Below are 26,699 nucleotides of genomic sequence, written 5' to 3'. Positions count from 1 at the left end.
GCCGGGGGCCGGGCGGTTTGCCGCCGTCAGCCGCTGACGCCACGCGCGGACGCAGGTGGCTCAGCCCCCGGACACCGCGTCGAACGTCCGCGCCAGCTCGCTCCGCGACCGCACCCCCAACTTCCGGTACACATTGCCCAGATGGAACTCCACCGTCTTGGGACTGAGGAACAGCGCCGCCGCCGTCTCCTTGTTGGTCGCGCCACCGGCGACCAGCGAGGCGATCCGCCCCTCCTGCTCGGTGAGCCGCGTACAGGTCGTACGCCCGGTGCGGGCCCCCGCCGCGCGCAACTCGCTGCGGACCGCCTCCTCCCACGGCACGGCTCCGAGCATGGAGAAGACCGACAGCGCCTCCTCCAGTGCGTCCCGCGCCTCCGGCGTACGCCCCGTACGCCGGAGCCACTGCCCGTGGCAGAGCAGGGTCCGTGCGCGTTCGAAGACGACGGCGCCGCGCGCATGCCATTCCAGGGCCTCGTGGAAGGCCGCCTCGACCGCGCCGGGCGTGCCGTGCCCTTCGGCCTCCAGTAGCAGGGCGCGGCAGCGGGCGCTCACCGCGAGCGCCCAGGACGGACCCGAGCGCCGCATCTCCGCGTCGAAACGGCCGTGTTCGCGCTCCGCCTCCCCGATCCGCCCGCTGCGCAGATACGCCTCGACCAGGTTGGCCGCCCACGGGGCCACCGACGGGTCCTCGATGCCCGCGCCGCGCGCCAGGGCACCGGCCCTTTCGTAACCGGCCACGGCCTCCTCGTACTTGCCCGCGCCGAGGGCCAACAGGCCTTCGGCCACGGCGATCTGGCCCATGACGAGTTCGAGGCCGTGCGCTCGCGCGACACCGGCGGCGCGGGCCAGTATCGCCCCGCACTCCGCGACCCGGCCCTGGGCGGCCTCGAGCCGGGCGAGCGCGACCAGCCCCTGCGCCAGGGACGCGGTCTCCTGTCGCTGTTCGGCGCAGCCGACGGCTTCCGTGGCGTCGGCGCGGGCGCCGTGCCAGTCCCCGGTCCACAGCCGGATCCAGGCCCGGCAACCGAGCGCGGCCGCCCGCTGGGACGGGTTCACGCCGCCTTCCGTGCCGCCGAGCGGCGGGGGCTGGTCGCCGAGCACTCGGTCCAGCAGGACGCAGGCGGCCTCGTACTCCTCCAGCCACCCCAGGACTTCCGCCCGGCCCACCAGCGCTCGCGCGGCCTCGCCCGCGGTCTGCCCCAGCAGCAGTTCGCGGGCCTGGCCGCGCTCGCCGCGCAGGGCCAGGACCTGGGCGAGATGCACGGCCGCCGCCTCCGCGAGGTCCCCGCCGCACAGACGGGTGAGCCGGTACGCCTGCCACGCACTGCCCAGCGCGGCCCGGCTGTCGGCCGCGTGGACCGCGGAATCGACCGCTTCCAGCAGGAGTCGGGCCGCCCGGTCGGGCTCCCCGGTGAGCCGTCCTGCCGCGTCGCGCAGCACCCGGTGCGCGGTCCTGGGGTGGCCTCCCGCACCGGGCCGACGCGCCTGGAGGACGGCCAGTTCGCGGCGCAGGCCCGGGGCGCGGGCGAGTGCCATCGCCTTGCCCAGCAGCATCTGTACGTGTTCAAAGGCTCCGGCCCGCTGTCGGCAGACCGCGGCCAGGTGGAGCAGCCGGGCGGTTTCGTCGTGGTCGTCGGCCAACCCCGCGGCTCGCTCGTACAGTTCGGCGCCCGCGTCTGCGTCCGTCTCCTCGGTGGCGCGCGCCGCCGCTTCGACGGCCCGCGCCACGTCCGGGCTCGGGCAGGTGTGCGCGGCGGCGAGGTGGCGCCCCGCGTCGGGCCCGCGCAGTACCTGCGCGAGCACGTGGTGGACGGCGCGCCGACGGGACGTAGCGGCGTCGTGGTACGCGACGAGGCGCAGCCGTCGGTCGGCGAAGACCAGTCGGCCCCTGCGCAGTTCGACGACGCCCTCTTCTTCCGCGGGCAGCAGCGCGTCGGGGGCGTGTCCGAGCAGTTCCAGCGCGCGCTGCAGATCGCCGCTCGGGACGTCGCCGGCCGCGGCGGGCACCAGCAGTGCGGCCCGGGTGGGGTCGGGGAACCGGGCCAGCGTCGGGAGATGGGTGTCGCGCAGCCGTTCGCCGGGGGTGAGCGGGTCGTCGAGGGGCAGGTGCCCGGAGCACTGGCCCGGGGTGAGGACGGCCGGCAGTTCGGTGAGGGCGAGCGGGTTGCCCTCGGCGACGGCGAGCAGTCGGTCGGCGACGAATCGGCGCAGCGGGTGCGGGGCGGACCGCTGGAGCAGGGTCCGCGCGTCGGCCGGGTCCAGCGGTCCAAGCCTCAGCTCCGGTACGCCGGTGACGGCGGGGCGCAGGTCGGATCCGGCGGCAAAGCCGCGGTGTTCGGCCGTGAGGAGCAGGACGATCGGCTCTTCGGCGATGCGCCGCGCCACGAAGAGCAGTGCCTCCCTCGACGGGGTGTCGAGCAGATGCGCGTCGTCGATCGCGAGCAGGAGAGGGCGCCGTGCGGCCGCGGCGCCGAGCAGTCCGAGCACGGCCGCGCCGACCGCGAGCCCGGTGTCCCCCGGCCGCTGCTGTCCGGTGGCCAGCAGATGGCCGAGCAGGTCGCGCTGGGGTGCGGGCAGGCGTGGCAGATCGCAGCGGTAGGCCTGGACGACCTGGTGCAGCCCCGCGTAGCACAGCCCCGATTCGGCTGCGGCGCCCGCGAGATACACCGCCCGGACGGTGTCGTCGAGGGTGAGGATCCTGCGGAGCAGGGTGGTCCGTCCCAGCCCCGGTTCTCCTACGACGAACAGCGCGCCACCGCGCCCGGACGCCGTGTCACGGAGCAACCGGGCCACCGCGGATGCTTCAGCGATCCTCCCGAGCACATTCTGCGCGGCGGTACGGGAATCAGACGCGTGGCCCCGCGTCGCCGGTGCCGCTTCCCCCCTGCGTCAAGCTTGGCACGCACTCCTCCGCCGGAACCCGGAAATACCCAGACATTCACCCTTCCGCTTCGGCCGAGCGGTGGCGGCACCCCCGCTCGGCCGCGGCGCGGATTGTACGTGTCGCGCGTCCCCGGGCCAGGAAATTTCTGGCCTGTTTTTTACCATCCGATCGGTGTGAGAACAGCCGTCAGGCCCGCGACCTCAGCCTCTTCATTCGGCTGATCAACCGAACAGTACGCCGTAACCAATCGTGTCCGAATTTGAAACGACGAGTTCACAGGCTCGCAAGTTTCTCCTGTGTCCATAGCGGAGAACCCGCAGATCACAGGGGTTGAAAAGGTTTCCTCCCTTTCTGCGAGACGGGCCAAGAGGTGCGCGTGATGGACGAACTGCGTGTGCTGTCGATCTATGAAGGATTCTTCTCGGGCGGGGCCCGGATCGTGCACAGTGATGTGGTGCTGGGGCTCCATGAGGGTGGCCAGCGGCATGCGGTGCTGAGCGTGAATGGCGAAATGTATCGGGAGGAGACCCGGCAGCGGATGGAGGACGACGCGTGCTACCGGTCACTGACCGCGGCGGGCGTGCCGGTCACCTCGCTGGGCCGCACCCCCGGGACCCCCGGCGGCCCCGAGGCCTTCACCGGGCCGGAGCTGGCCGCCACCACGCGGGCGGTGGCCGCCGCGGACGTCATCCTGTCCCTCAAGGAGCAGCCGCTCGGCCTGCTCAACCAGGCCGGTCTGCCCCGGCGGCCCGTCGTGGTCTGTCTGCACCGCTCCGACCCCGAGAACCAGGGGGCGGCCCTGGACGAGCTGCGGACAGCGGTCGCCGACGGCCGGATCGCCGCCGGGATCTGTTGCGCCGAGTCGACGCGCGCCGCGTACGCCTCGGCCGGGGTCCCGCCCGGCCTGCTGCACGTCATCCCGAACGGCGTGGATCTGCTGAGATTTCGCCCCGACCCGTTCAGACGCGCTCTGCTGCGGACGTCGCTGGGCATCCCGGAGCGCGCGCCCGTGATCGTCTTCGCGGCACGCTACGCCACGATGAAGAACGTTCCGCTGTTCCTCCGGGCCGCCCGGGCCTGGCTGCGCCGGCAGCCCGACGGCCACGTCCTGATGTGCGGCGCGGGTATGACCCAGGCCAACGGCTGCCTGCGTGAGGACATCGCCACCGCGTTCGGCGAGGACGCCCCGCTCGCCGACCGCCTCTCGCTGCTCGGCGTGCGGCATGACATGGAGACGGTCTACGCGGCCTCCGACGTGGTGTCGCTGACCTCCGCCAGCGGCGAGGCGGCACCGCTGTGCCTGATCGAGGGCATGATGTGCGGGGCCGTTCCGGTCGCCACCGATGTCGGCGACAGCGCCTCGATCGTCACCGGGCACGGCTTCCTCACCCCGCCCGACCCCGAAGCGATCGCCCTGGCCTGGTCCGAGGCGGTGGCGCGGGGCGCCGAGTTCGCACCGGCCCTGGCCCTGAGCCGCGAACGGTTCAGTCGCACCCGCATGATCGCCGCGTACGCCGCGCTCATCGAACAGGTGCGCAGCAGGTCGAGCCGGGTTCCTCTCCCGGAACCCTTCTGAGCGAGTCCGCCGGGAAGGGGCGCCCCCGGGGCGCCCCGGGACCTGCGTTCGCCGCGCGGGGTCAGGCCTCCTTCTCGCCCAGTTTCTCGACGTACTCCTGCGCCTTGTCCACACCGGTCTCGATCTTGTCGGTTCTCCGACGGCACTGCCTGATCAGGGTCACGATCCCACCCGGCCCTCGGCGGCCAACAGGCCCACGGTGCGGCACCCTTGGGCAACGGGAGCGTACGGCGGGATTCCCCGGATGTCCGCCCAACTCAAGCAATCTGTCCGCCGAACTGGTGCTTGAGGAACGAGCCGGACCACGACATCAGGTCGGACGGCACGTAGTAGCCGGCCTCGTCGTTGATGGCGTCCCAGCTCTTGGCGATGTCCTCGACGGTGGCCGGACCGCCCTGGTGCAGATAGCCCTCGGTCGAGGCGATGAAGAGCCGTGCGAAGCGGTCGGCACCGGCCGTGTAGATCTCCCCGCTCACCGGGCAGCTCTCATGCGCGAGGAACGCGACGATGGGCGACACGGCCTCCGACGGCATGGACGGCATGGACGGCCCGTCGGCGGCGGCCCGGCCCTCGGCGACCGGCGCGTCACCCCCGGCCATCCGGGTCTGCGCCGCCGGCGCGATCAGGTTGACCTTGATCCCGTGCGGCTCGCCTGCCAGCTTCGCGCTGCGCGCCAGCCCGACCACCCCGGCCTTCGCCGCCGCGTACGACAGGTTGTTGTCGAGGCCGAACAGGCCGCTCGAGGTCGTCAGTACGACTCGGCCGTAGCGCTGCTCGACGAAGTGCGACCAGGCGGCCCGCATCGTGTTGAACGAGCCGATGAGGTGAACGGCGAGATGGCGCTCGAGGTTCTCCAGGTCGACCTCCGGCAGGCCGCCCCACCTGATGATCCCGGCGTTGTTGACCAGGATGTCGATACGGCCGTAGCGGTCGACGGCGGCGTCGACGATCGCCTGACCGCCCGCCTGCGTGGACACGTCGCTGATGTCGGCCACGGCGTCACCGCCGGCCGCGACGATCTCCTCGACGACCGACTGCGCGGGACCCTTGTCGACACCCTCCCCCTCCATCGACCCCCCGAGGTCGTTGACGACGACTTTCGCGCCCCTCTGCGCCAGCAGGTGGGCATGAGCCCGGCCGATGCCGCGCCCCGCGCCGGTGACGACCGCGACGCGTCCTTCGAAGCTGAACTCGCTCATGGGTGACTCCTGTCGTACTTGCGTTGTCACTGCGGGTCTCGACTCCCAGCCCACTTTAGATCGACCGGTCGGTACATACAATGGAGGCGTCGGGACCGCTCCCGCCCCCCGAAGCCGCTCACCAGGCGGTCCAGCCGCCGTCCACCGTGAGCGTGGTCCCCGTGACGAAACGGGAGGCGTCCGAGGCGAGGAACACCGCCGCGCCGCCGAGCTCCTCGGCACTGCCCACCCGGCCCATGGGAGTGCGGCGCACGATCCGTTCACCCCAGCGGCTGTCCAGGAGCCCGGAGCTGAGGTCGGTGTGGAAGTAGCCCGGCGCGAGGGCGTTGACGCGCACCCCGCGGTCGGCCCATTCGACGGCCAGCGCCTTGGTGAGCGCCTCGACCCCGCCCTTGCTCGCGGCGTAGGCGGCGATCCGCTCGAAGCCGGTGCTCGCGTGCACCGAGGAGACGTTGACGATCGAGCCGGAGCGCTGCTCCAGCATCACCTTGCCCGCCTCGCGGCAACAGTAGAAGGTGCCCTGGAGGTTGACGTCCAGCACCTGCCGCCAGTCTTCGTCGGTGGTCCGCTCGCTGCGAGTGAAGTGGGGGCTGATTCCGGCGCAGTTGATCACCGTGTCCAGCCGGCCCGACCAGGCGTGGATCCGTTCCACCATGGTGCGGACGGCGGTGGAGTCGCCGACGGATCCGGGCAGCACCAGCATCTTGCCGCCGTGCTCGGCCCGTTCGGCCTCCAGCCGCTCCAGGTCGGACGCCGTCCGTGCCGTCACCGCCACGGTCGCACCGGCCTGGGACAGGGCGACGGCGATCGCGCGGCCGAGCCCCTTTCCGCCCCCCGTCACCCACGCGGTCCGCCCGTCCAGACGCAGCTCGCTGTTCACGTCGGTGCGCACGTCGCCGTTCACGTCGGTGCGCACGTCGGTCATCGCTCGCCTCCCGCCGCGATGTCGCGCAGGGTCCGCTTGAGGACCTTGCCCGAGGGCGTACGGGGCAGTTCGTCGACGATGTCGAAGCGGGCCGGCACCTTGAACTTGGCCAGGCGTGCCCGGCAGAACTCCCGCAGTTCCTCGGTCCCGGCGCTCGCTCCCGGCCGGAACACGACGAACGCCCTCGGGACCTCGCCCCAGCGGGAGTGCGACAGACCGACGACGGCGGCCTCCAGTACGGCGGGGTGCTCGTACAGGACCCGTTCGACCTCGGGGGTGGCGATGTTCTCGCCGCCGGAGACGATCATGTCCTTCTTGCGGTCGTCGATGAACAGGAAGCCGTCCTCGTCGACGTGCCCGATGTCGCCCGTGTGGAACCAGCCGTCGCGCAGGGCCGCGGCCGTGGCCTGCTCGTCACGCCAGTACCCCGCGAAGACCTTCGGACCGCGCAGCGTGATCTCGCCGAGTTCGCCCGCCGGAACCTCCTTGCCCGTGTCGTCGACGATCCTGACGCGGGTGTGCGGCACGGGCCGCCCGACCGAGCCCAGTTTCGCGAGCGCGTGCTCGCGGTCGAGGAACGTGTCGCCCGAGACCGTCTCGGTCAGTCCGTAGGCATCGGCGAACCAGGCGTTCGGGAACGCGGTCGTGATCCGCCGCAGCACGGGTTCCGGGGTCTTCTCCCCGCCGCCCAGGACGAAGCGGACCGAGGTCGTGTCGTACGACTCGCGGTCCGGGACCTCCAGGACCGCGTTGACCATGGCGGGCGCCAGCCACACGTTGGTGACGCGGTGTTCCTGGATCGCGCGGAGCACGCCCGGCGCGTCGAACCTGCGCTGGAGGACGACGCCGCCGCCCGCGTACAGGGTCGCGAGGGCGGGCATGTCCAGGCCGCCGACGTGGTAGAGCGGGCCGCAGACCAGCGTGGTGTCCGCCGCGGTCAGACCGAAGTGGACGATGTGGGACAGGTTCTTGGCCTGCAGGTTTCCGTACGTGACGCACACGCCCTTGGGGCGCGACGTGGTGCCGGAGGTGTACATGAGCCGCTGGAGGTCGTCGAGCCCGACGTCCACGGGCTCCACGCGGGCATCCGGGTGCCGGGCGAGCAGATCTTCGTAGCCGGTCCACGCATCCGTGGTGGTATGTGTGTCCCTACTGGTCCACGACTCCGCCGAGTTGTCGTCCTCGACCAGGATCCGGTGTTCCAGGTCCGTCAGACAGCCGGCGCTCCGCTCCACCGCGGGGGCGAACTCCGGCTCGGTGACGATCGCCTTGGCTTGGGCATGACCCAGGATGTACTGCCACTCCTCCTCCGACAGCCGGTAGTTCAAGGGGAGGAAGACCGCGCCCAGGCGGTTGGTCGCATAGACCAGTTCCAGGAACTCCGGCCGATTGTAGAGCAGCAGGCCGACGACGTCGCCGCGCCCGATGCCCAGTTCGGCCAGTCCGGCGGCCAGCCGGCTGACCCGCTCATGGAATTGACGAACCGTCAGACGTCGCTCGTCCTGCGCGACGACAACGGCGTCGGGCCGCTGGGCCAGGTGGTAATCGAGGATGCTCGCGAAATTGTGCACGGGACTCTCTCGCTGGGTCGTGTTCGACGTCGAACGCTGCCTGCCGCGGCTCACGCGGTCACTGTGCGGTGTGCGATCTGCGGTGTGCGATGCGCGCTGCGCCATGTGGGGTGCGCGGAATTCTCGTTCTCCCCGGAGGGAAAGCGGGCGCGGGCCGGATTCCGACCGGTCGGTTGCCCACCCTCAAGATTTAGTGTACCCATTGGTCTATAAAACTTGTGTGCCGCACTTTACGACGGCGCGTGCGCCTCGACAACCATGCGCGCGCTCGCGATGTCGCTTCCGCCAGACGAGGAGTGCCCCTCTGTGCCACGCATCCGAATCGACAACGACGGCCCCGTCGTCACGGTCCGCCTCGACAACCCGCCGCTGAACGCCTTCGACTCGGCCCTGCGGGCGGAGCTCTCCGCCTGTGCGCGCGAGCTGGCCGACGCCCGGGACGTACGGGCCGTGGTACTGCACGGGGGCGACCGGCTCTTCGCCGCCGGGGCGGACATCAAGGCCCTGGCCGCAATGGGGCCCGAGGAGGTGCGGGGCTGGAACCGCGCGTTGCAGCGGACCTTCGACGAGGTGGCCCGGCTGCCGATGCCGGTCGTCGCGGCGCTCACCGGGTACGCGCTCGGCGGCGGTATGGAACTGGCCCTCGCGGCCGACTACCGGGTGGCCGCCGACAACGCCGTCCTCGGCCAGCCGGAGGTGCAGCTCGGCATCATGCCGGGGTCGGGCGGCACCCAGCGGCTGACCCGGCTGATCGGGCCGTCGCGCGCGAAGAACCTGCTGATGACCGGCCGCCGGGTGGCCGCCGACGAGGCGCTGCGTCTGGGGCTCGTGGACGAGGTCGTCCCCGCCGGGTCGGCGCTCGACGCCGCCCTGGGTTACGCCCGTCGGCTCGCCGAGGGACCGGCCGCGGCCCTGGAGGCGATCAAGGAGTCGGTGGACCATGGCGCCGACGCGGGCATCGCCACCGGACTCAGCCTCGAACGCGCCCTGTTCACGGGGGTGTTCGGCACGCAGGACGCCACCACGGGCATCCGCTCCTTCCTCGACCACGGCCCGGGCCGGACCCGCTTCGGGGATGCGGGACAGGAGCGCCCCGAAGGGGCGCGGGGCTGAATCCAATTGCGGCTTCGCCGCGGGGCGCGACCAGCCACGACGGCGCCGCAGCCGAACGACAACACATGACGGCGCTCACACGCTGCGCCAAGGCCGTACGACACGAAAGGGGTGCCCACCATGAAGGCACTGCGTTGGCACGGCGCGCGGGACCTGCGCCTCGAGGAGGTCCCCGACCCTCCCGAGCCCGGACCGCACGAGGCGGTCGTGGAGGTCTCCTGGTGCGGAGTCTGCGGCACCGACCTGCACGAGTTCCTGGAAGGCCCGCACATGATCCGCGAGGGCCCGCATCCGCTCACCGGCGCCCGGCCACCCCTCGCCCTCGGCCATGAACTGAGCGGCACGGTGGTCGCGTTGGGCGCGCAGGTGCCCGGCATCGGGGTCGGCGACCGGGTGACCGCCGACCCCTGCTGGCGCTGCGGCGTCTGCTACTGGTGCACCCGCGGCGAGTACCGCCTGTGCCCGAAGGGCGGCTCGGTGGGCCTCGCCTCGCCGGGCGCCTTCGCCGAGCGTGTCACCGTCCCGCTCGCCGGGCTGATGCGCCTTCCGGACAACGTGAGCGACGAGATGGCGGCGGTGGCCGAACCCCTGGCCGTCGGTCTGCACGCGGTCACCAGGGCCGGGGTGCGGCCGGGCGACAACGTCCTGGTCGTGGGCGGCGGCCCCATCGGCTTCGCCGTGGTCCTCGCCGCGCGTCTGGCGGGGGCGGCCGGGCTCTACGTCAGCGAGCCGCTCGAGGAACGGCGGGAGAGGCTCCTCGAACTCGGCGTCACCGAGGCCTTCGACCCGCGCGCGAGCGACGTACGCCGCGAGGTGTTCCTGCGGACCGGGCGCATCGGACCGGACGCCGTCATCGACGCGACCGGGGTGGCGCGGCTCGCGGCGCAGGCCGTCGCGACCGTGCGGCGCGGCGGCCGGGTGGTGCTCGCGGGCGTCGGCCACGGGAGCGTCGAGTTCGACATGGGGCAGCTCGTCTTCTACGAGCGTGCCGTGCTCGGCACGCTCGGCTACACCTTCGACATCCCCCGCGTGATCGATCTGATGAGTACCGGGCGTCTGGACGCCTCGGCCCTGATCACCGGGCGTTTTCCGCTGTCGGGAGGAGCCGGGGTCTTCGAGGACCTGGTCGCCGATCGCGCCCGGCACCTGAAGGTGCTGCTGACCCCGAAGGGACTGTGAGATGGATTTCGACCTGCCTGAGGAGACTCGGGCCCTGCAGGACATGGTCCGCGAGTTCGCAGCCAAGGAGATCACCCCGCACGCGGCCGAGTGGTCGGAGAACGAGCACTTCCCGACCCAGGTCTTCACCAAGCTGGGCGAACTCGGCCTGATGGGCATGCTCGTGCCCGAGGAGTACGACGGCGCCGGCTCCGACACGGTCTCCTACGTGGCGGTGATGGAGGAACTCGGCGCCGCCGACCAGTCGGTCGCCTCCTCCTGGAACGCGCACTCCACCATCGCCTCCCTGCCGCTCCTGGCCTACGGCACCGAGGAGCAGAAGCGGCGCTGGCTGGCGCCGCTGGCCAGGGGCGAGGCGATAGGGGCCTTCGGGCTGACCGAGCCGGACGCCGGTTCCGACGCGGCCGGTATCGCCACCACCGCGCGGCGGGCGGACGGCGGCTGGGTGATCAACGGCACCAAGATGTTCATCACCAACGCCGGGACCGAGATCAGCCAGGGTGTCACGCTGCTGGCCGTGACGGGCCGGGACGACGACGGGCGCAAACGGTACGCGACCTTCTACGTCCCCACCGGCACGCCCGGCTACGCCTGCGGCCACAAGCTGAAGAAGCTCGGCTGGCACGCCATGGACACCCGGGAACTGGTCTTCACCGACTGCTGGATCCCCGACGACCATCTGATCGGCGAGGAGGGCGGCGGGCTGCGCCAGTTCCTGTCCGTGCTGGACAAGGGCCGCATCAGCGTCGCCGCGCTCGGCCTCTCCCTCACCAAGGCGGCGCTGGCGCTGGCCCTCAAACACGCCACGGAACGCCACCAGTTCGGCCGCCCGCTCTCGGACTTCCAGGCCGTCGCGCACAAGATCGCCGATATCGGCACCGAGTTCGAGGCCGCCCGTTGGATGGTCTACCGCGCCGCCTGGCTCGCCGACCAGGGCCGTCCGCACAGTACGGAGGCCGCCATGGCGAAGCTGTACGCCTCCGAGGTCGCCAACCGCGCGGCCTCCGCGTCGGTGCAGATCCACGGCGGCTACGGCTACGTACGGGAGTCGGAGATCTCCCGTTTCTACGCCGACGCGAAGATCCTGGAGATCGGCGAGGGCACGAACGAGATCCAGCGCAACGTCATCGCCAGAGCGCTGGTGAGGCAGGCGTGAGCCGGCCATGAGGAACGGTTGGGTCCCGCGGTGTGCCGGAGCGCACCGCGGGTCCGGGTCAGCCGCCGACAGCGGCCGGCTGCCACTCCGCCTCGGGGTCGAGCGGCAGGTCGGGACGGTCGCGCTTGAACGCGGCGGCCCGCTCCTCCACGTCCGGCAGCGCGTTGTCGGACGCGCCGAAGCCGCGGAACAGGGTCGCGCAGTACTCGCGCGAAAGGAACGCGGCGTCCCACTGCCCCTCGGGGCGCACCCATTGGTAGGTGTGGTTGTGCAGGTTGAGGAACTGCAGGGTCGCCAGCCGCGGTTGGAGCGCACGGAAGATGCCCTGGTCGACGGCTTCCGCGAGCAGGCCGGAGACCAGGTGCTCGAAATCGGAGCGCTGGCCCAGCAGGGTCTCCAGCTCGTCGCCGCTGAGACTGCGGTAGTCGTGTTCGTAGACCCAGATGTGGTCGAGCCTGCGGAAGATGATCGTCAACAGGGACTCGGACAGCAGCCGCAGTCGCAGCAGGGGATCCTCGTCGAGTTCCGCGATCTGCCGCGCACGCGACAGCAGTGGTCGCATCACCCGCGACTGGATCTCGATGAGCAGGTTCTCCTTGGAGACGATGTAGTAGTACAGCGCTCCCTTGGCGAGCCCGACCGCGCGGCCCAGGTCGTTGATGGAGGTCGCCGCGTATCCCTGTTCGGCGAACAGGGAGGCAGCGATGTCGATGATCTTCTGGCGTCTGACTTCGAAGCCCGGCCCATGACCCGGTGGTCGTGGCATTGATTCACTCCCCGCCTGATGTGACGGCGTGTCTCGACCGAGACCAACCCGGCGTCCGCTCCAGACGGCCGTCGGCGCACCTGGGGGGAAGCGGACTCCGGGACGCCGCTCCAGTTTGCTAGACCAAACGGTACATTAAAAGATGGACCCGGACGGCGCGCAAGCGCGCCGTCTGCGCGAGCATTGCGAGGACGCGCATGACCGAGGCACCGCAGTTCACCGACGCAGGCGTCGGCACCGGCTCCGCACCCGCGGAGCGGCTCCTGGAAATGTACCGTCGGATGCGCCGGATCCGACGGTTCGAGGAGCGGGCCTCCGACCTGTACAAGGCGACGGAGATCCCCGGCTTCCTGCATCTGTCGATCGGGCAGGAGGCCAGTGCGGTCGGCGCCTGCTGGCCGCTCGGCGCACGCGACGGCATCACCTCCACCCACCGCGGCCACGGCCATGTCCTGGCCAAGGGGCTGGACTCCGCGTCGATGATGGCCGAGCTGATGGGCAAGGACGCCGGGACCTGTCGCGGCCGGGGCGGTTCGATGCACATCGCGGACCCGGGCCTCGGCATCTACGGCGCCAACGGCATCGTCGGCGCCGGACTGCCGATCGCCACCGGGGTGGCGACCGCGGCCAAGCTGCGCGCCGCCGGTGACGTGGTGGTGGCGTTCTTCGGCGACGGGGCGGTGGCCCAGGGCATGTTCCACGAGGCCGTCAACCTGGCCGCCGTATGGGACCTGCCGGTCGTCTTCCTCTGCGAGAACAACCACTACTCCGAGTTCTCGCCCGCCGCCGACCAGCACCGCGCCCCGCTCTCCGCCCGCGCCACCGGGTACGGCATCGCCTACGAACACGTCGACGGCAACGACGTCGTCGCGGTGGCGCACACCATGACCGAGGTCGTACGGGGGCTGCGCGAGGGCGGCGGTCCGGTCCTGGTGGAGGCGGAGACGTACCGCTGGCACGGCCACTACGAGGGCGACCCCGAGCGCTACCGCTCCCCCGAGGAGGTCGCCGCCGCCAAGCAACGCGACCCGCTGCTGGTGGCCCGCCGGCACCTGGAGACGGCCGACGTGGCGACCGCGCTGGCCGACGCCGTCGACGAGGAGATCGACAAGGAGATCGAGGCGGCCGTGGAGTGGGCGCGCGGTCTGCCGGAGCCCGCCCCGGAGACCTTGTACGACTTCGTGTCGGCCCCGCGCCCCGCCCTGCCCGAGCCCGCCCCGCTCCCGGCCCAGGCCGAGATCTTCCGCTCCATGGACGCCGTACGCCTCGCCCTGGAACACGAACTCGCCGCGGATCCCGCCGTGTTCGTCGCCGGGATCGACGTCGGCGCGGGCGGCAACGTCTTCGGCCTCACCCGGGGCCTGGCCGGGACCTTCCCCGGCCGGGTCCGCGACACCCCGATCAGCGAGAGCGCCATCCTGGGTACGGCGGTGGGTGCGGCCATGGCCGGCATGAAGCCGGTCGTGGAGATCATGTACATGGACTTCATCGGCGTCTGCCTGGACATGCTGCTCAACCAGGCCGCCAAATTGCGCTTCATGACCGGCGGCCGGGCCTCCATGCCGCTCGTGGTGCGCACCCAGTTCGGCGCCGGACGCTCCTCCGGCAGCCAGCACTCGCAGAGCCTGGAGGCCATCCTCGCCCACATACCGGGACTGACCGTGGTGATGCCCTCCAACCCGGCGGACACCTACGGCCTGCTGCGGGCCGCCATCCAGGACCCCAACCCGGTGGTCTTCGTCGAGAACCGTCTGCAGTACGGCCTCAAGGGCCCCCGGCCGCCGGTGGAACACCTGATCCCCCTGGGCAAGGCCAAGGTGGTCCGGGAGGGCACCGACATCACTCTGGTCTCCTGGTCGCGGATGGTCCAGGACTGCCTGGCCGCCGCGGAGTCGCTCGCCGCCGAGGGCATCGGCGTCGAGGTCGTCGACCTGCGGACGATCGCCCCACTGGACCGGGAGACCGTCCTCGCCTCCCTCGCGAAGACCAACCGCCTGGTCATCGCGCACGAGGCGGTACGGGACTTCGGCGTCGGCGCCGAGCTGGCCGCCCTCGCCGTCGACGAGGGCTTCTGGCACCTGGACGCGCCGGTCACCCGGGTCGCGCCGCCCTCCGTACCGGCGCCGTACGCGCCCTCTCTGGAGCGGACCTGGCTTCCCTCACGGGACACGATCGCGGAGACGCTGCGCAGGATCGCCGCGGTCTGAACAGGGCTACGACGGGAAGGGCCCCCAGCAATCCTGGGGGCCCTTCCCGTCGTAGCAGCCGTCAGGTCAGACGGTCGCGACCGGAGTGAGCGGACCGCCCTGCGTCCCCGGCAGGTTCAGCGGGGGCGCCGTGAGCAGGAACCGGCTGCGGTGGTGCTCCCGCAGCCAGGCCGCCAGCTCATGCAGGTACCACAGCTCACCGAGCGGGACACCGAGCTTGAAGAGGCAGAGGTGGTGGATCGGCAGGAGCGTGTGGGGGCCCTGGGCCTGTGTGACGCCCACGCCCTCGACCGCGTAGTTGTCCGAGATCAGCGCCGAGATCTGCGACTCGGCGATCCAGTCGAGCAGGTCCGGGTCGTCCGCGTCGAGGTAGGCGGCCGTCTGGTGGATCGCCACCGGGTCCGGGTTCTTCTCCCAGGCGAGGATCTGGGTGGCGAAGCCGGTGTGGAGGAGCAGCATGTCACCGGGCTCCACGACCACGTCGTCCGCGGCCATGATGTCCTGGAGCTGCTTGAAGCCGACCGGCTGGTAGCCGGTGCCGAGGTGGTGGGCTATGTCGATGAGGACACCCCGGCCCTGCACCCCGTGCTCCGCCATCTTCTCCAGACCGAGGTGGCGGGCGAAGCTGAGGCTCCCGCTGCCGTCCCCCTTGGCGTCCTCCTGCGGTCCGACGAGGTCGGTGCCTGCCCGGTAGCCGTTGTAGTAGACCGGCTCGGCGACCCCGTCACCGTCCGCGTCGAACTCGGCGCCCTGGTGGGCGAGCGAGTCCCACTGGGTCGAGTACTGGAGCCAGAGGGTCACCACGTCGTCGGACCACACATCGATCAGTGAAGGGTCGATCTGCTCACGCGCGACGACGTTGTAGAAGACGTCCTGCTTGTGCTCGAGGTCCTCGGTCGGTCGCAGGATCGGCGGGTAGCGCCGCTGGTTCATCGCCGAACCGCCCGGATAGTCGAGAGGCAGACTCAGACTGAAGCTGATCCCGTGCTCGACCTCACGCACCCCTTCGAGGACCTTCTGCGGGGTGAGCAGGTTGATGCGCCCCAGTTCGTCGTCCTCACCCCAGTCGCCCCACGTCGAACCCGGCGGACGCTGCTTCCAACGCTTCGTCATGATCACGCCTCCTTCGGCACAGTCCCCGTTGACAGCCGTCCGCATGCTATTTGCGATTGTACCGATCGGTCAACAAATCCGACGCACTCCACTCCCATTCCCTTGGACTCGGCAATAGACTAGGTGGTCGAAACATCAACCCTGGAGAGAAGAATGAGCGAATCCACAGAGGCGTGGGTCGTGGCGGGTGTGCGTGCGGTGATCGGCGCGCACACCCAGGCCCAGGACGCGGGCCGCACCGACGACGTCGTCGCGCTGTACACGCCCGACGCGGTGCTGGAGCTACCGGGAATGGACCCCGTCGAGGGGCACGACGCGCTCCGGGACGCCTTCAAGTCGTGGGCGCCGACGCAGCCGCAGCTGCATCTGGTGACCAACACCGTCGTCACCTCGCGGAAGGAGGACGAGGCGACCGCGGCGAGCGACGTCGCCTTCCTCCAGCGGGGTGCGTCCGGCTGGGCGGTGCAGCTGGTCGGACACTACGAGGACACGCTGCACCGGCGCGACGGCGTGTGGCGGTTGCACCGCAGGAGCACCACCTTCCAGTAGTTCTTCAGTTCTTCCAGTAGTCGACCCACTCACCTTTGGGAGCTTGGAGCGAGATGAGCGCATCGACCGAGGCGTCGGTGGCGGCGAACGTGCACGCCGCCATCGCCGCCTACGCACAGGCTCTGGACGCCGGACGCGTCGACGACCTGGCCGACCTGTTCTGGCCCGACGGCGTCGCCGAGATCGTCGGCGTCGGCACCTTCGAGGGGCAGGAGGCCATACGCAAGGGGTACGCCGCCTTCGCGCCGACCCATCCCCAACTCCACCTGACGGCCAACACGGTCGTCACTGCATGGACCGAGGACGAGGCGAGGGCGGTGAGCAACCTGGCGTTCTTCCAGCGCGCCGAGGCGGGCTGGGCGGTGCGGCTCGTGGGGCGCTACGACGACACCCTGAGCCGGCGCGACGACGCCTGGCGGTTCCAGCGGAGGGTGACGACGTTCGTGCCGTAGGCCGCAGGGGGTCAGAGGGCGGGCAGAGCGTGGGCGGGGGCGGTGGGCCGTAAGCCGTCATGGAGCCCACCGCCTGCCTCAGGAACCCGGCACGCCCGGGCCGCGTGGAGACGACCGATCGCCTCCACGCGGCCCGGGCCTTCGTACGCCTAGGCCTCTTTCGTGGCCTTGGTGAAGACGAACGTCGCGTACTCGTCCTGCTGGATGGCGGCGATCATCTCCTGGAGCGCCCACCGCCCCGTCGGGTTCAGCAGCTGCCGCACCGGCTTGCCGGGGATGTTGGCCCCGTAGAAGTAACTGCTCTTCAGGAACGAGGACAGGTCCCCGCTGCTGTTCATCTTGTCCGTCCACTCGTCCTCGGCGGCGGCGGTCACCTCGATCACGTCATGGCCGCGTGCACGCGTGTGGACGAGCGCGTCGACGACGAAGTCCACCTGGTCGCCGGAGTAGCGCGGGTTGTTGCCGAGCGCGCCGTGCGGGCCGCCGGGGAAGAAGAAGTTCGGGAAGCCGGCGGCCGCGACCCCGAGGTAGGTGCGCGGGCCGTCCTCCCAGTACTCCTCCAGCGCGAGCCCCCCTCGGCCGCGCACCCCCAGCCGGTTGAGCGCGCCGGTCCCGAAGTCGTAGCCGGTCGCCCAGATGATGATGTCGATGTCCTGCGTGCCTTCGGCCGTCTCGACGCCGGTCTCGGTGATGCGGGTGATGGGTGTCTCGTTGAGGTCGACGAGGAAGACGTTCGGCTTGTTGTACGTCTCGTAGTAGCCGGTACCGAACGGGGGCCGCCGACCGCCGTAGCCGTGCCCCTCGGGGATCAGCTTCTCCGCCGTCTCGGGATCCTTGACGATGCTGCGGATCTTCCCGGCGAGGAACTCGCACCACTCCGCGTTCACGGTGGGGTTGGTCGTCATGTCCATGTAGTGCTCGGACAGCTTGGTGAAGCCGGGGCCGTTCCACCGCTCCTCGTAGAACTCCTGCCGCTGCTCGGGGGAGTCGTCGAGGCCCGAACGCATGGTGATCTGGTGGAGGAACCCGCTCGGCGAGGTGTTCAGCGTCTCGCGGATGGACTCGAAGTTCGCCTTCAGTTCCGCCTGTTCCTCGGGCGCGATCGGGGCGTTGTTGAGCGGGGTGAGCCAGTCGGCCACCTTCTGGTACACCGTCAGGGAGGCCACCTCGTCCGCGATCGCGGGGACGATCTGCACACCGCTGGACCCCGTGCCGATGAGGGCCACACGCTTGCCGGAGAAGTCGACGGGCGTCTTCGGCCACAGACCGGTGTGGTGCTGCTCGCCCCGGAAGTCGCCACGCCCCGGAATATCCGGGATGAACGGCACGGAGAGGATGCCGGTCGCCGCGACGACGAAGCGCGCCCGGTGCTCGGCGCCGTCGGAGGTCCGCACGGTCCACGTCCCGGACGGTTCGTCGTAGACGGTCGCGGTCGCCTTGGCGCCGAACACGATGTCGCGCCGCAGGTCGAAGCGGTCGACCACGTGGTTGAAGTAGCGCTCGATCTCCGGCTGGCCGGCGAACCGCTCCGACCACTCCCACTCCTCCCACAGCTCCTTCGAGAACAGGTAGCCGTAGGTGTAGCTCTCGGAGTCGAAGCGGGCCTCGGGGTAGCGGTTCCAGTACCAGGTGCCGCCCACACCGGTGCCCGCCTCGACCAACTTCGCCGAGAATCCGGCCTCGCGGGCTCGATACAGCTGGTAGATGCCCGTGACTCCCGCTCCTACGACCAGCACGTCGACTCGGTCCTGGTCCGCCGCACTCGACACCTTCGTCGATTCGCTCATCTGCCCTCCAACGTGACAGGGGCCGCGACTCCCCACGCGAGCCTCATTGATATTTCGACCGGTCGATCGAATATTCAGCCCGAGCGTAGATGAGGGGAAGGGTTCGACTCAATGGCCGTGGCGCGGGAAGAGTGCAGGCCCTTGAGCGACGGGACACAGTGAGCCGCGCAGGGGTGGTCAGCGGCCATGTCGTTCGGGGCCATTGATTGTACCGACCGTTTGATCTAACTTTCGCTGCAACGAACGTGAGCGCATGCACCGGGAGTCGCACATGAGGGCCATGGATGCCGAGGAACCCACCGCCGCCGAGACCGGCGGGGTGGAGCCCGCCCCGCGTTCCGTGGGGAGTGGGGGGCGGGGTGGTTGGTCGGGGGCTGGATCGGGGGCGGGGTCGGCAGCCCGGGCAGTGTCGGGGGCGGGGGCTGAGTCGGGGGCGGGTGCTGGTACCGGGGCCGAGACGGGGGTGGGGTCTGGGGCCGGGGCCCGTGGCGGTGCCGGGTCCGACTCCGTGTCGAGGCCGGGGGCCGGAGCTGAGTCCGGGTCCGGGGCCGCGTCTGGGGCGGGGTCCAGTGCCTGGTCGGGTGCCGGTTCTCGGTCGGGTGCCGGTGCCAAGGTCGGGTCCGGGGCCGATCCGCAAGTCGGTCCCGATCCGCAGGTCGGAACCGACTTGCGGGCCGGGACCGATCTGCGGGCCGCGGGGCTCAAGGCCATGCGGGAGGCGCTGCCCGGCGTGTTCCCCGAGGGCGACGACCTCGACCTGCGTGACGGTCGACTCGGAGAGGAACTGGTCGAGATCGGCCTGACCAGTGTCTGGGGCGCGCTGTGGGCCCGCGAGGGGCTCAGCCGCCGGGACCGCAGCCTGGTCACGCTGGGCATCCTGATCGCCCTCGGCGCCGAGACCGAGCTGCGGACCCATGTCCGGATCGCACGCACCAACGGCCTGACCGAGGACGAGATCGCCGAGGTCATCTACCACGCCACGGGTTACGCGGGCTTCCCCGCCGCGACGGCGGCCCGCAACGCGGCCCGCGAGGCACTGGCCGACTGACCGACTCCGGGCCCGCCGTCACGGCGGCGGGCGGTCACGCCTGGGAGGGAGTCCCGCTCCAACTCCTGGGACCGGGAAGCAAGTTCCACTCCGGTTCCTGGGGGACCGGGGAGGTTTCGCCCCGGGAACGGAGTTCTCCCCCGGAGAGGTCCCCTCCCCCACACCAAAATCCCGGCACCTGAGACCACGCACACAAGGAGCACTCCATGCCACTGCCACTGTCGCTGGAAGGAAAGGTCGCCGTCGTCACCGGCGGCGCCCGTGGAATAGGGCAGGCGATCGCGACCGTACTCGCCACCCAGGGCGCCGCGGTCGCGGTGTGGGACCTGAACCTGGAGGCCGCGGAGAAGACCGTCGCCGCGATCCACGAGGCGGGCGGCACGGCGATCGCGGTGGGCGGCGACGCGGCCGACGCCACCGCCGTGGCCGCGGCGGCCGCCCGGACCCGCCACGAACTCGGCCCCGTCACCGTCCTCGTCAACAACGCCGGAATCAGCGTCTACGAGTCCTTCACTGACATCACCGAGGACTCGTGGGACCGCATGATCAGGATCAACCTCAAGGGGCCGTTCCTGGTCACCAGGGAGCTGGTGCCGGACATGCTCAGGGCGGGATGGGGCCGGATCGTCAACATCTCCTCGTCGGCGGCCCAGACCGGAGCGCCCGCCGTAGGCCACTACGCGGCGTCCAAGGGCGGTGTCATCGGCCTCACCAAGGCGCTGGCGTTCGAGTACATCGACAAGGGCATCACCGTGAACCACGTCCCGCCCGGGTTCATCGACACCCCGCTGGTGCGGGAGTCCGACGTCGACGTCGAGGCGGTCGCGGCCATGATGCCCATGAAGCGGGCCGGCCGACCGGAGGACGTCGCCTACGCGGTCGCCTACCTCGCCTCCGAGGAGGCCAGTTACGTGACCGGCCAGACGCTCAGCACCAACGGCGGCCGCTACATGGCCTGACCCCGGGCCCGCGTGCCCGACACCCACCGCCATTGATTGTACCGACCGTTAGGTCTACTTTTCCCTCACGGGGCCACCGCACCCGCGCCGCAACGGAGCCGCACATGAAGATCGAGGACGACACCAGGGAGACCGTAGCCCCCGGGGTGCACGGATGACGGCCCCGGCCCGCGTGCTGGTGGTGGGCGCGTCCGCCGCCGGACTCGCCACGGTGGAGGCGCTGCGCCGCAAGGGATACGAGGGCGGGATCACGGTCCTCGGAGCCGAACCGCACGCGCCGTACGACCGGCCACCGCTGTCCAAACAGGTGCTCTCGGGCGCGTGGGAGCCGACCCGCTCGGCGCTGCGGACGCAGGAGGTGCTGTCGACGCTGGACGCCGAGTTCGTCCTCGGGGACGCGGCGGTCGCGCTGGACACGGCGACCCGGACCGTACGGGCGCAGTCCGGGCGCGAACTGCGGGCGGACGCGATCGTGATCGCGACGGGGGTACGGCCACGGGTGCTCCCCGGACAGGATGACCTGACCGGCGTACATGTGCTGCGCACCCTCGACGACGCGCTGGCCCTGCGGAAGGATCTGCTGGACTCCGCTCGGTCGGTGGTCGTCGGCGAGGGTGTCCTCGGCGCCGAGATCGCCGCCACCGCGCGGACGTTGGGCCTGGACGTCACCATGGCGGGCCCACTGCCGGCCCCGCTGGCCCTGCAGGTGGGCCCGCTGGTGTCCGGGCTGTTGGCGGAACTGCACGACGAGCGCGGGGTACGACTGCGGCTCGGCACCGGCGTCACGGGGCTGGCCGGGGAGCACGGGCGGGTCACCGGAGTACTTCTGGGCACGGGCGAGGTGCTGCCCGCCGACACCGTGGTGGTCGCGATCGGCGCGACCCCCGCGACGGAGTGGCTGGCGGACAGCGGGCTGCGCCTCGACAACGGGGTGGTCTGCGATTCCCGGTGCCGCGCGGCCGAGGGTGTCTACGCGGTCGGTGACGTGGCCCGGTGGCAGCACGAGCGACTCGGCCGCCTGGTCCGCCTGGAGAACCGGACGAACGCCACGGAGCAGGCCACGGCGGTCGCAGGGGTGATCCTCGGCGAGGACCGTCCCTACCAGCCGGTGCCGTACTTCTGGACCGACCAGTTCGACGCGAAGCTCCAGGTGCACGGCGTGCTGCCGGCCGACGCCGAAGTGGACGTCGTCGAGGGCGACATGACGGCCCGGCGCTTCGTCGCCCGGTACCGCAGCGACGGCGTGGTCACCGGTGTCCTCGGCTGGAACATGCCCAAGCAGGCCCGCCTGCGCCGCCAAGAGATCGTCGACGCGCTGAACGCGCCGACCCCCACCCGCTGAACGAACAGGAGAGACCCATGAAGGTTGTCGTCGACGAGGAGAAGTGCGTCGCTGCCGGGCAGTGCGTGGCCGCCGCCATGGACGTCTTCGACCAGCGCGACGAGGACGGCATCGTCGTACTGCTGAACGAGAACCCGTCACCGGAACTGGCCGACGACGTGCGCAACGCGGCAGCCGTGTGCCCCGCGCTGGCGATCCACATCGAGGAATGACGACGTTCCCCACTCCCCCGGCTCGACCTCACCCGGGGCGGCGGCCCGAGTCGTCGGCGTACAGGTCCGGGCGTAGGACGGCGGCCTCCGTCAGTCAGGAGCCAGGGCTCCCAGCGGCCGCCCGACGGGCCCCTCACCGGACGCGCTCCGCGATCCTGGTGGCCCGGCCGAGCAGCCACTCCAGCGGTCCGCGCGCGAAGTGGCGGGACCAGAGGGTCGCGAACACGGTCACGGCCACGAGGAAGCCGAGCAGCACGTGCAGCGGGGAACCCGGCAGTTCCTCCATGCCCAGGGCGCGGATGGCGACGATGTGGAAGACGTACGCGGTCAGGGACATCGTGCCCACCGCGATGACCGGAGCTGCCAGTCGGCGAAAGCGCGGGAGGGCGTCGATGGCGGCGAGGCAGGCGGCCAGGACCGCGAAGGCCACGCCGGTGTTGGCCACGACCGAGAGGGTCGTCTCGCTGTGCGGCGAGGCCGCCAGCAGCCAGGCAGGGGTGCTGCCGGTCGGGTAGCCCGCGGTGTCGGACCACCAGGCCGACATGACCGAACCTCCCTCGCCCGAGCCGGAGGCACGGAGCGCGGAGGCGGCGCCGGGGGCGAGGTGCAGGGCCAGGAAGGAGCCGCCGTAGCCGAGGACGGCCAGCGAGACACCGGTGATCGCGAGGCGTGTGCGCACGACGGCGGAGGCCAGGTCCAGCCGGGCCACGGCCATGCCGGCGACGACGAACGGGATCCAGGCCAGGGCCGGGTAGCCGCCGGTGAAGAGCAGCGAGACGATGCCGTCCGCGTCGGCGGGCCAGGCCCAGATCCCGCCCGGACCACCGCCGTCGCCGCCACCGGGGTTGAGGGCCTGCTGCACCACGTACAGGATCTGAGGCAGGATCAGCGCACCGCTCACGGCGATGACCGCCAGCGGTCGGGCGCCGAGCCGGTACAACGGCAGGACCAGCAGGAAGTACAGGCCGTAGAAGGCGAGGATCACCTCTACCGGGGTGCCGGTCAGGGTGAGCGCGGTGCCCAGAACCAGCAGGATGAGGGCTCGGATCACCACCTTGGCGACCGCCTGACGGCCCGCCCGGCCGGTCTTGGGAGTACAGCGGCCGGTGATCAGCACGATCGAGAAGCCGGCCAGGAAGGCGAAGAGCGCCGAGGCCCGGCCGTGAGCCAGTTCCATGAAGAAGCCGGTCGATCCGCCCTCGGAGGGATCGGGACCGACGTGGGCCGCGTACATCCCGAAGACCGCGAGCCCCCGGGCGAGGTCCACTCCGATCAGGCGCCCCACCGAGGGCCGGAGGTCGGGGAGTTGCGTGGTTTCGGACGCCTCAGGTCGGGGCGGTGCCAGGAGCGCCGTGTCGTGTGCGTTGTGCGTCATGGCTCACAGGCTCGAGAGGAACGCCGATCGCGCAGTATCCGGCAGGCGTCCGGTCCACACCCCCCGGACGACTGGAACCGACCCGCCGGGTGGCCGGGCCGTTCCGCCGGAGCGCCGCACCGGGCTTTTCCCGTTCTACGGTCACAGTGACGACAATCGACATCGAGGACATCGATGGCATCAAGGACGAGGCGGAACGCACGTGATCCGGGTAGTGGTGGTGGACGACGAGGCCCTGGTGCGGTCCGGCTTCGAGCTCATCCTCGGCGCGGCCGACGACATCGAGGTCGTCGCGACCACGACGGGCGCGGAGGCGGTGGACGCGGTACGGCGGGAGGCACCGGACGTCGTACTGCTGGACATCCGGATGCCGGACGTCGACGGTCTGACCGTACTGCGGCACCTGCGGGCGCTGCCGGACGCGCCCGCGGTGGCGATGCTGACGACGTTCGACGCCGACGAGTACATCCTCACCGCGCTGCGCTCGGGGGCGGCCGGCTTCCTGCTCAAGGACACCGAGCCGGACCAACTCGCCCAACTGGTACGCACCTTGTACGCGGGCGGTGTCGTGATGTCACCGAAGGCGTCCCGTGCCGTGTGGCAGAGCCACCCGGGCGCGACCGCCGCGGACGACGAGGAGGCCGCCCGTGTCGGACGGCTCACCGAGCGGGAGCGCGACGTGCTGGTGCTCATCGCGGAGGGTCTGTCCAACGCCGACATCGGCAGCCGCGTCCACCTCAGCGCGGGCACCGTCAAGGACCATGTCAGCGCGATCCTGACCAAGCTGCGCGTGACCAGCCGGGTGCGGGCCGCGCTGCTCGCCCAGCGGGCGGGCCTGCTGGACGGGCGGAACGGGTCGGAGGACCGGCGATGAACGCGGGCAGGTCGTGGTGGGCACGGATCCCGGATCCGGTCGTCGATGCCGTGGTCGTCGCCGTGGCCGCCGTGGACGTCCTGATCAACCTGGGGGACTCGAGCCGCCTCGCGACGGCGGCGACAGCCGTCGCCTGTGCCGCGCTCGCCATGCGTCGCCGCTTTCCGCTCACGGTGTTCCTGTTCACGCTCCCGGCCAGCCTGATGGTGGACATCGTCTTCGCCCCGTTCGCCGCGCTGTTCACCCTCGCCGAGCGCTCCCGCGACCGTCGGCTCCTGGTCACGGCCGCCTTTCTGTTCGCCGGCGCCTCCGCCGTGCCCTGGCCCCTGGGCAACGTCGGCTCACACGAACGCGCCTGGACGCTGATCTACTTCCTCTACACCCTGGCCACGGCCGCCGCCCCCGTATTGCTCGGCCAACTCGTCCAGGCCCGGCGGGACTTGGCCGACCGGCTCACAGAGATCGAAAAGGCCCGCGAACACGAACGGCTGCTGCACTCCCAGGCCGTCCTGGCCCGGGAGCGCGCCCAGCTGGCCCGCGAGATGCACGACGTCGTCTCCCACCAGGTGAGCCTGATCGCCGTACAGGCGGGTGCCCTTCAGGTCGCCGCGAAGGATCCGCAGTTCAAGGAGGGCGCCCGCACCATCCGTTCGCTGAGCGTCGACACGCTCGACGAACTGCGCCACATGGTCGCGCTGTTGCGGGCCTCCGGGGGCCGCGTCGGCGAACTCACCCCGCAGCCCACACTCGCCGACCTGCACAAGCTCGTGTCGACCAGCGGCATCGAGGCGACCCTGACGGGTGAACTCCCCTCCGCCATCGCCACCCCCGCGCAACGCGCCGTCTACCGCACCGTGCAGGAGTCCCTGACCAACGTGCGCAAACACGCGCCCGGCGCGGCCGCCACCGTCCACCTGTGGCACTCCGACGACCGCTTCGGCGTCACGGTGACCAACAATGCCCCCACCCGCCCCTCCCTGCCCCTGCCCGGCTCCCAGCAGGGCCTCGTCGGCCTCCGGGAGCGCTCCGAACTCCTGGGCGGGGTCTTCGAGTCCGGGCCCACCCCCGACGGCGGCTACCGCGTGACGCTCCGCATCCCGACGGACGCGGACTGAGCGCGACGCCGTGGCCCGTACGCCTCGGGACAGAGGCTCACGCCCGTACCGCACGCCGGCTTCGGGCATGCGCTACGGGCGTGGTGTGCGACGGTCGCCCCGGGCGTCGTCAGCCCTGGCGCGCCTTGAAACGCGGGTTCTTCTTGTTGACGACGAAGACCACGCCCCGTCGACGGACCACCTGAGCCCCCGGCTTGGACTTCATTGAACGCAAGGACTTGCGTACCTTCATGGATCTGCCCTCCTCGTGCTGTGAACTATCGAACCCACCGTCAGTGCCGCGGCGCGGCCGTACGGCCGTAACGACGCTCGAAGCGCTCCACGCGGCCTGCGGTGTCCAGGACCCGCGAGGTCCCGGTGTAGAACGGATGGCTCGCCGACGAGATCTCGACGTCGATCAGCGGGTAGGTGCTCCCGTCCTCCCACTCGATCGTCTTCGACGAGTGCGCGGTCGAACGGGTCAGGAACGCGATGTCCGCGGCCCGGTCACGGAAGACGACGGGGCGGGATTCGGGGTGGATGCGGGGCTTCATGAGGGTGCCTCCCTTGTGACGGTCGACGGTTCCGTGACGGCCGACGGTCTGGTGACGGTCGACCGTCCTGTGACGCTCCGCCCGGCGGTGCCGGGCTCGGCTCAGCGCTCCTCCCGGAACGGGACGTGCTCACCGACCACCGGGTCGTACTTGCGCAGGACGAGCCGGTCGGGGTCGTTTCCGCGGTTCTTCCGCGTCACGTAGGTGACGCCGGTCCCGGCTGTCGACCTCAGCGTGACGACGGGTCGCGCGCTGTTGCGTGCCATGAGGTCCTCCTTCCGCCCACATCACGCGATCTTGACTCGCGCATGTCAGCTACGTGTGCTGTAACAGCGGACCTGGTCGGCGCATTCCCGGGGGCTGGAGCAGGGGCCAGAGGCCGGGGTGGAGGGAGGCAGGGAGGCAGGGAGGCAGGGAGGCGGAGAGAGACAGGGGGCGGGGAGGCGGAGAGAGGCAGGGTGACGGGGAGGCGGAGAGAGGCCGGGTGACGGGGAGGCGGAGAGAGGCAGGGTGACGGGGAGCGGTACGGAGGCGACAGGAAGGCTTGGGGCGAAACGAAACAAGCCCCGCCTCCGGAATACAGGAGGCGGGGCTGTGGAGCGCCGGGCAGGCCTTGCACCTGCATCTCCCCGCAGGAAGCGGGACGTCTTTCCTTGGACCACCAACGCGAGGCCGACCACCGAAGTCTTCCGGCGGGCTGCTCAAGATCAATCATAGCGCAGCCGGAGCGGTGCATGACACCACCGGGGTTGCCGCGTGTCCAG

Annotated in this window: 24 protein-coding genes; 13 read left to right on the top strand and 11 right to left on the bottom strand. The window is 71.0% G+C overall.

Annotated elements, in window-relative coordinates; genetic code table 11:
* Positions 1 to 60 precede the first annotated feature (60 nt).
* The gene (locus tag ACZ7M3_RS32620; RefSeq protein ID WP_472067918.1) at positions 61 to 2,823 is read right to left on the bottom strand and encodes a helix-turn-helix transcriptional regulator; all 2,763 of its coding nucleotides are present in this window, start codon (positions 2,821 to 2,823) and stop codon (positions 61 to 63) included.
* A gap of 455 nt (positions 2,824 to 3,278) precedes the next feature.
* Between ACZ7M3_RS32620 and ACZ7M3_RS32615 the strand changes: the two genes are divergently transcribed.
* Positions 3,279 to 4,460 carry a glycosyltransferase gene (locus ACZ7M3_RS32615; protein ID WP_472068223.1) on the top strand — a complete coding sequence of 394 codons (1,182 nt, stop codon included), beginning with the start codon at positions 3,279 to 3,281 and terminating at the stop codon, positions 4,458 to 4,460.
* A 257-nt stretch (positions 4,461 to 4,717) separates the two neighbouring features.
* Here ACZ7M3_RS32615 and ACZ7M3_RS32610 read toward each other — a convergent pair whose 3' ends face one another.
* The 3 genes from ACZ7M3_RS32610 to ACZ7M3_RS32600 all read right to left on the bottom strand — a co-directional run bounded on the left by ACZ7M3_RS32610 (position 4,718) and on the right by ACZ7M3_RS32600 (position 8,209).
* Complete coding sequence (locus ACZ7M3_RS32610; RefSeq protein ID WP_472067916.1) at positions 4,718 to 5,659, bottom strand: SDR family NAD(P)-dependent oxidoreductase; 942 nt, start codon at positions 5,657 to 5,659, stop codon at positions 4,718 to 4,720.
* 118 nt (positions 5,660 to 5,777) lie between these two features.
* Complete coding sequence (locus ACZ7M3_RS32605; protein ID WP_472067914.1) at positions 5,778 to 6,584, bottom strand: SDR family NAD(P)-dependent oxidoreductase; 807 nt, start codon at positions 6,582 to 6,584, stop codon at positions 5,778 to 5,780.
* Complete coding sequence (locus tag ACZ7M3_RS32600) at positions 6,581 to 8,209, bottom strand: acyl-CoA synthetase (protein ID WP_472067912.1); 1,629 nt, start codon at positions 8,207 to 8,209, stop codon at positions 6,581 to 6,583. The genes ACZ7M3_RS32605 and ACZ7M3_RS32600 overlap by 4 nt, the downstream gene beginning before the upstream one ends.
* A 252-nt stretch (positions 8,210 to 8,461) precedes the next feature.
* On the opposite strand from ACZ7M3_RS32600, the gene ACZ7M3_RS32595 reads away from it, so the two are divergent.
* From ACZ7M3_RS32595 to ACZ7M3_RS32585, 3 genes are all read left to right on the top strand, one after another.
* Positions 8,462 to 9,268, top strand: coding sequence for an enoyl-CoA hydratase/isomerase family protein (locus tag ACZ7M3_RS32595; RefSeq protein ID WP_472067910.1), 807 nt, complete (start codon positions 8,462 to 8,464; stop codon positions 9,266 to 9,268).
* A 120-nt stretch (positions 9,269 to 9,388) separates the two neighbouring features.
* Positions 9,389 to 10,447, top strand: coding sequence for an alcohol dehydrogenase catalytic domain-containing protein (locus tag ACZ7M3_RS32590; RefSeq protein WP_472067908.1), 1,059 nt, complete (start codon positions 9,389 to 9,391; stop codon positions 10,445 to 10,447).
* 1 nt (position 10,448) lies between these two features.
* Positions 10,449 to 11,603: an acyl-CoA dehydrogenase family protein gene (locus ACZ7M3_RS32585; RefSeq protein ID WP_472067906.1), complete on the top strand. Its 1,155-nt coding sequence runs from the start codon at positions 10,449 to 10,451 to the stop codon at positions 11,601 to 11,603.
* Between the two features lie 58 nt (positions 11,604 to 11,661).
* Here ACZ7M3_RS32585 and ACZ7M3_RS32580 read toward each other — a convergent pair whose 3' ends face one another.
* The gene (locus tag ACZ7M3_RS32580) at positions 11,662 to 12,369 is read right to left on the bottom strand and encodes a TetR/AcrR family transcriptional regulator (protein WP_472067904.1); all 708 of its coding nucleotides are present in this window, start codon (positions 12,367 to 12,369) and stop codon (positions 11,662 to 11,664) included.
* Between the two features lie 197 nt (positions 12,370 to 12,566).
* Between ACZ7M3_RS32580 and ACZ7M3_RS32575 the strand changes: the two genes are divergently transcribed.
* Positions 12,567 to 14,576, top strand: coding sequence for an alpha-ketoacid dehydrogenase subunit alpha/beta (locus ACZ7M3_RS32575; RefSeq protein ID WP_472067902.1), 2,010 nt, complete (start codon positions 12,567 to 12,569; stop codon positions 14,574 to 14,576).
* A gap of 66 nt (positions 14,577 to 14,642) precedes the next feature.
* On the opposite strand, the gene ACZ7M3_RS32570 is transcribed toward ACZ7M3_RS32575, so the two are convergent.
* On the bottom strand, positions 14,643 to 15,689 hold the full coding sequence (locus ACZ7M3_RS32570) for a cyclase family protein (RefSeq protein WP_472067900.1): 1,047 nt from the start codon (positions 15,687 to 15,689) through the stop codon (positions 14,643 to 14,645).
* Positions 15,690 to 15,842: 153 nt separating this feature from the next.
* Between ACZ7M3_RS32570 and ACZ7M3_RS32565 the strand changes: the two genes are divergently transcribed.
* Positions 15,843 to 16,238 carry a YybH family protein gene (locus ACZ7M3_RS32565; RefSeq protein ID WP_472067898.1) on the top strand — a complete coding sequence of 132 codons (396 nt, stop codon included), beginning with the start codon at positions 15,843 to 15,845 and terminating at the stop codon, positions 16,236 to 16,238.
* 53 nt (positions 16,239 to 16,291) lie between these two features.
* Entirely contained in the window at positions 16,292 to 16,690 is a 399-nt protein-coding gene (locus tag ACZ7M3_RS32560) for a nuclear transport factor 2 family protein (protein ID WP_472067896.1), read from the top strand.
* Positions 16,691 to 16,839: 149 nt separating this feature from the next.
* Here ACZ7M3_RS32560 and ACZ7M3_RS32555 read toward each other — a convergent pair whose 3' ends face one another.
* Positions 16,840 to 18,477 carry a flavin-containing monooxygenase gene (locus ACZ7M3_RS32555; RefSeq protein ID WP_472067894.1) on the bottom strand — a complete coding sequence of 546 codons (1,638 nt, stop codon included), beginning with the start codon at positions 18,475 to 18,477 and terminating at the stop codon, positions 16,840 to 16,842.
* A 667-nt stretch (positions 18,478 to 19,144) separates the two neighbouring features.
* On the opposite strand from ACZ7M3_RS32555, the gene ACZ7M3_RS32550 reads away from it, so the two are divergent.
* The 4 genes from ACZ7M3_RS32550 (at position 19,145) to ACZ7M3_RS32535 (ending at position 22,038) form a co-directional block, all read left to right on the top strand.
* Positions 19,145 to 19,525, top strand: coding sequence for a carboxymuconolactone decarboxylase family protein (locus ACZ7M3_RS32550; protein ID WP_472067892.1), 381 nt, complete (start codon positions 19,145 to 19,147; stop codon positions 19,523 to 19,525).
* Between the two features lie 206 nt (positions 19,526 to 19,731).
* A complete protein-coding gene (locus ACZ7M3_RS32545; RefSeq protein ID WP_472067890.1) occupies positions 19,732 to 20,484 on the top strand; it encodes an SDR family NAD(P)-dependent oxidoreductase in 753 nt (250 codons plus the stop codon).
* Between the two features lie 154 nt (positions 20,485 to 20,638).
* Entirely contained in the window at positions 20,639 to 21,826 is a 1,188-nt protein-coding gene (locus ACZ7M3_RS32540) for an NAD(P)/FAD-dependent oxidoreductase (protein WP_472067888.1), read from the top strand.
* A 17-nt stretch (positions 21,827 to 21,843) separates the two neighbouring features.
* Positions 21,844 to 22,038, top strand: a complete 195-nt coding sequence (locus ACZ7M3_RS32535) for a ferredoxin (RefSeq protein WP_060895483.1) — start codon at positions 21,844 to 21,846, stop codon at positions 22,036 to 22,038.
* A 133-nt stretch (positions 22,039 to 22,171) separates the two neighbouring features.
* On the opposite strand, the gene ACZ7M3_RS32530 is transcribed toward ACZ7M3_RS32535, so the two are convergent.
* A complete protein-coding gene (locus tag ACZ7M3_RS32530) occupies positions 22,172 to 23,413 on the bottom strand; it encodes a DUF418 domain-containing protein (protein WP_472067886.1) in 1,242 nt (413 codons plus the stop codon).
* Between the two features lie 202 nt (positions 23,414 to 23,615).
* On the opposite strand from ACZ7M3_RS32530, the gene ACZ7M3_RS32525 reads away from it, so the two are divergent.
* Both ACZ7M3_RS32525 and ACZ7M3_RS32520 read left to right on the top strand, forming a co-directional pair.
* Entirely contained in the window at positions 23,616 to 24,287 is a 672-nt protein-coding gene (locus ACZ7M3_RS32525; RefSeq protein WP_472067884.1) for a response regulator, read from the top strand.
* A complete protein-coding gene (locus ACZ7M3_RS32520; RefSeq protein WP_388526187.1) occupies positions 24,284 to 25,402 on the top strand; it encodes a sensor histidine kinase in 1,119 nt (372 codons plus the stop codon). Before ACZ7M3_RS32525 ends, ACZ7M3_RS32520 begins: the two co-directional genes overlap by 4 nt.
* Positions 25,403 to 25,511: 109 nt before the next feature.
* Here ACZ7M3_RS32520 and ykgO read toward each other — a convergent pair whose 3' ends face one another.
* The 3 genes from ykgO to rpmG all read right to left on the bottom strand — a co-directional run bounded on the left by ykgO (position 25,512) and on the right by rpmG (position 26,201).
* Positions 25,512 to 25,634, bottom strand: a complete 123-nt coding sequence (ykgO, locus tag ACZ7M3_RS32515) for a type B 50S ribosomal protein L36 (protein WP_054230145.1) — start codon at positions 25,632 to 25,634, stop codon at positions 25,512 to 25,514.
* A gap of 40 nt (positions 25,635 to 25,674) precedes the next feature.
* The gene (locus tag ACZ7M3_RS32510) at positions 25,675 to 25,935 is read right to left on the bottom strand and encodes a type B 50S ribosomal protein L31 (RefSeq protein ID WP_452968913.1); all 261 of its coding nucleotides are present in this window, start codon (positions 25,933 to 25,935) and stop codon (positions 25,675 to 25,677) included.
* A 101-nt stretch (positions 25,936 to 26,036) separates the two neighbouring features.
* Positions 26,037 to 26,201: a 50S ribosomal protein L33 gene (gene rpmG, locus ACZ7M3_RS32505; RefSeq protein WP_054230143.1), complete on the bottom strand. Its 165-nt coding sequence runs from the start codon at positions 26,199 to 26,201 to the stop codon at positions 26,037 to 26,039.
* Positions 26,202 to 26,699: the final 498 nt, after the last annotated feature.

The sequence above is a fragment of the Streptomyces sp. NPDC111656 genome, assembly GCF_055656965.1.
This window is presented reverse-complemented; position numbering and strand designations above follow the sequence as displayed.

Coding starts and splice junctions, on each gene's coding strand:
- ACZ7M3_RS32610 (WP_472067916.1), bottom strand. CDS start 5,659: ATGAGCGAGTTCAGCTTCGAAGGACGCGTCGCGGTCGTCACCGGCGCG.
- ACZ7M3_RS32605 (WP_472067914.1), bottom strand. CDS start 6,584: ATGACCGACGTGCGCACCGACGTGAACGGCGACGTGCGCACCGACGTG.
- ACZ7M3_RS32590 (WP_472067908.1), top strand. CDS start 9,389: ATGAAGGCACTGCGTTGGCACGGCGCGCGGGACCTGCGCCTCGAGGAG.
- ACZ7M3_RS32585 (WP_472067906.1), top strand. CDS start 10,449: ATGGATTTCGACCTGCCTGAGGAGACTCGGGCCCTGCAGGACATGGTC.
- ACZ7M3_RS32580 (WP_472067904.1), bottom strand. CDS start 12,369: ATGCCACGACCACCGGGTCATGGGCCGGGCTTCGAAGTCAGACGCCAG.
- ACZ7M3_RS32575 (WP_472067902.1), top strand. CDS start 12,567: ATGACCGAGGCACCGCAGTTCACCGACGCAGGCGTCGGCACCGGCTCC.
- ACZ7M3_RS32570 (WP_472067900.1), bottom strand. CDS start 15,689: ATGACGAAGCGTTGGAAGCAGCGTCCGCCGGGTTCGACGTGGGGCGAC.
- ACZ7M3_RS32565 (WP_472067898.1), top strand. CDS start 15,843: ATGAGCGAATCCACAGAGGCGTGGGTCGTGGCGGGTGTGCGTGCGGTG.
- ACZ7M3_RS32560 (WP_472067896.1), top strand. CDS start 16,292: ATGAGCGCATCGACCGAGGCGTCGGTGGCGGCGAACGTGCACGCCGCC.
- ACZ7M3_RS32555 (WP_472067894.1), bottom strand. CDS start 18,477: ATGAGCGAATCGACGAAGGTGTCGAGTGCGGCGGACCAGGACCGAGTC.
- ACZ7M3_RS32545 (WP_472067890.1), top strand. CDS start 19,732: ATGCCACTGCCACTGTCGCTGGAAGGAAAGGTCGCCGTCGTCACCGGC.
- ACZ7M3_RS32540 (WP_472067888.1), top strand. CDS start 20,639: ATGACGGCCCCGGCCCGCGTGCTGGTGGTGGGCGCGTCCGCCGCCGGA.
- ACZ7M3_RS32535 (WP_060895483.1), top strand. CDS start 21,844: ATGAAGGTTGTCGTCGACGAGGAGAAGTGCGTCGCTGCCGGGCAGTGC.
- ACZ7M3_RS32530 (WP_472067886.1), bottom strand. CDS start 23,413: ATGACGCACAACGCACACGACACGGCGCTCCTGGCACCGCCCCGACCT.
- ACZ7M3_RS32520 (WP_388526187.1), top strand. CDS start 24,284: ATGAACGCGGGCAGGTCGTGGTGGGCACGGATCCCGGATCCGGTCGTC.
- ykgO (WP_054230145.1), bottom strand. CDS start 25,634: ATGAAGGTACGCAAGTCCTTGCGTTCAATGAAGTCCAAGCCGGGGGCT.
- ACZ7M3_RS32510 (WP_452968913.1), bottom strand. CDS start 25,935: ATGAAGCCCCGCATCCACCCCGAATCCCGCCCCGTCGTCTTCCGTGAC.
- rpmG (WP_054230143.1), bottom strand. CDS start 26,201: ATGGCACGCAACAGCGCGCGACCCGTCGTCACGCTGAGGTCGACAGCC.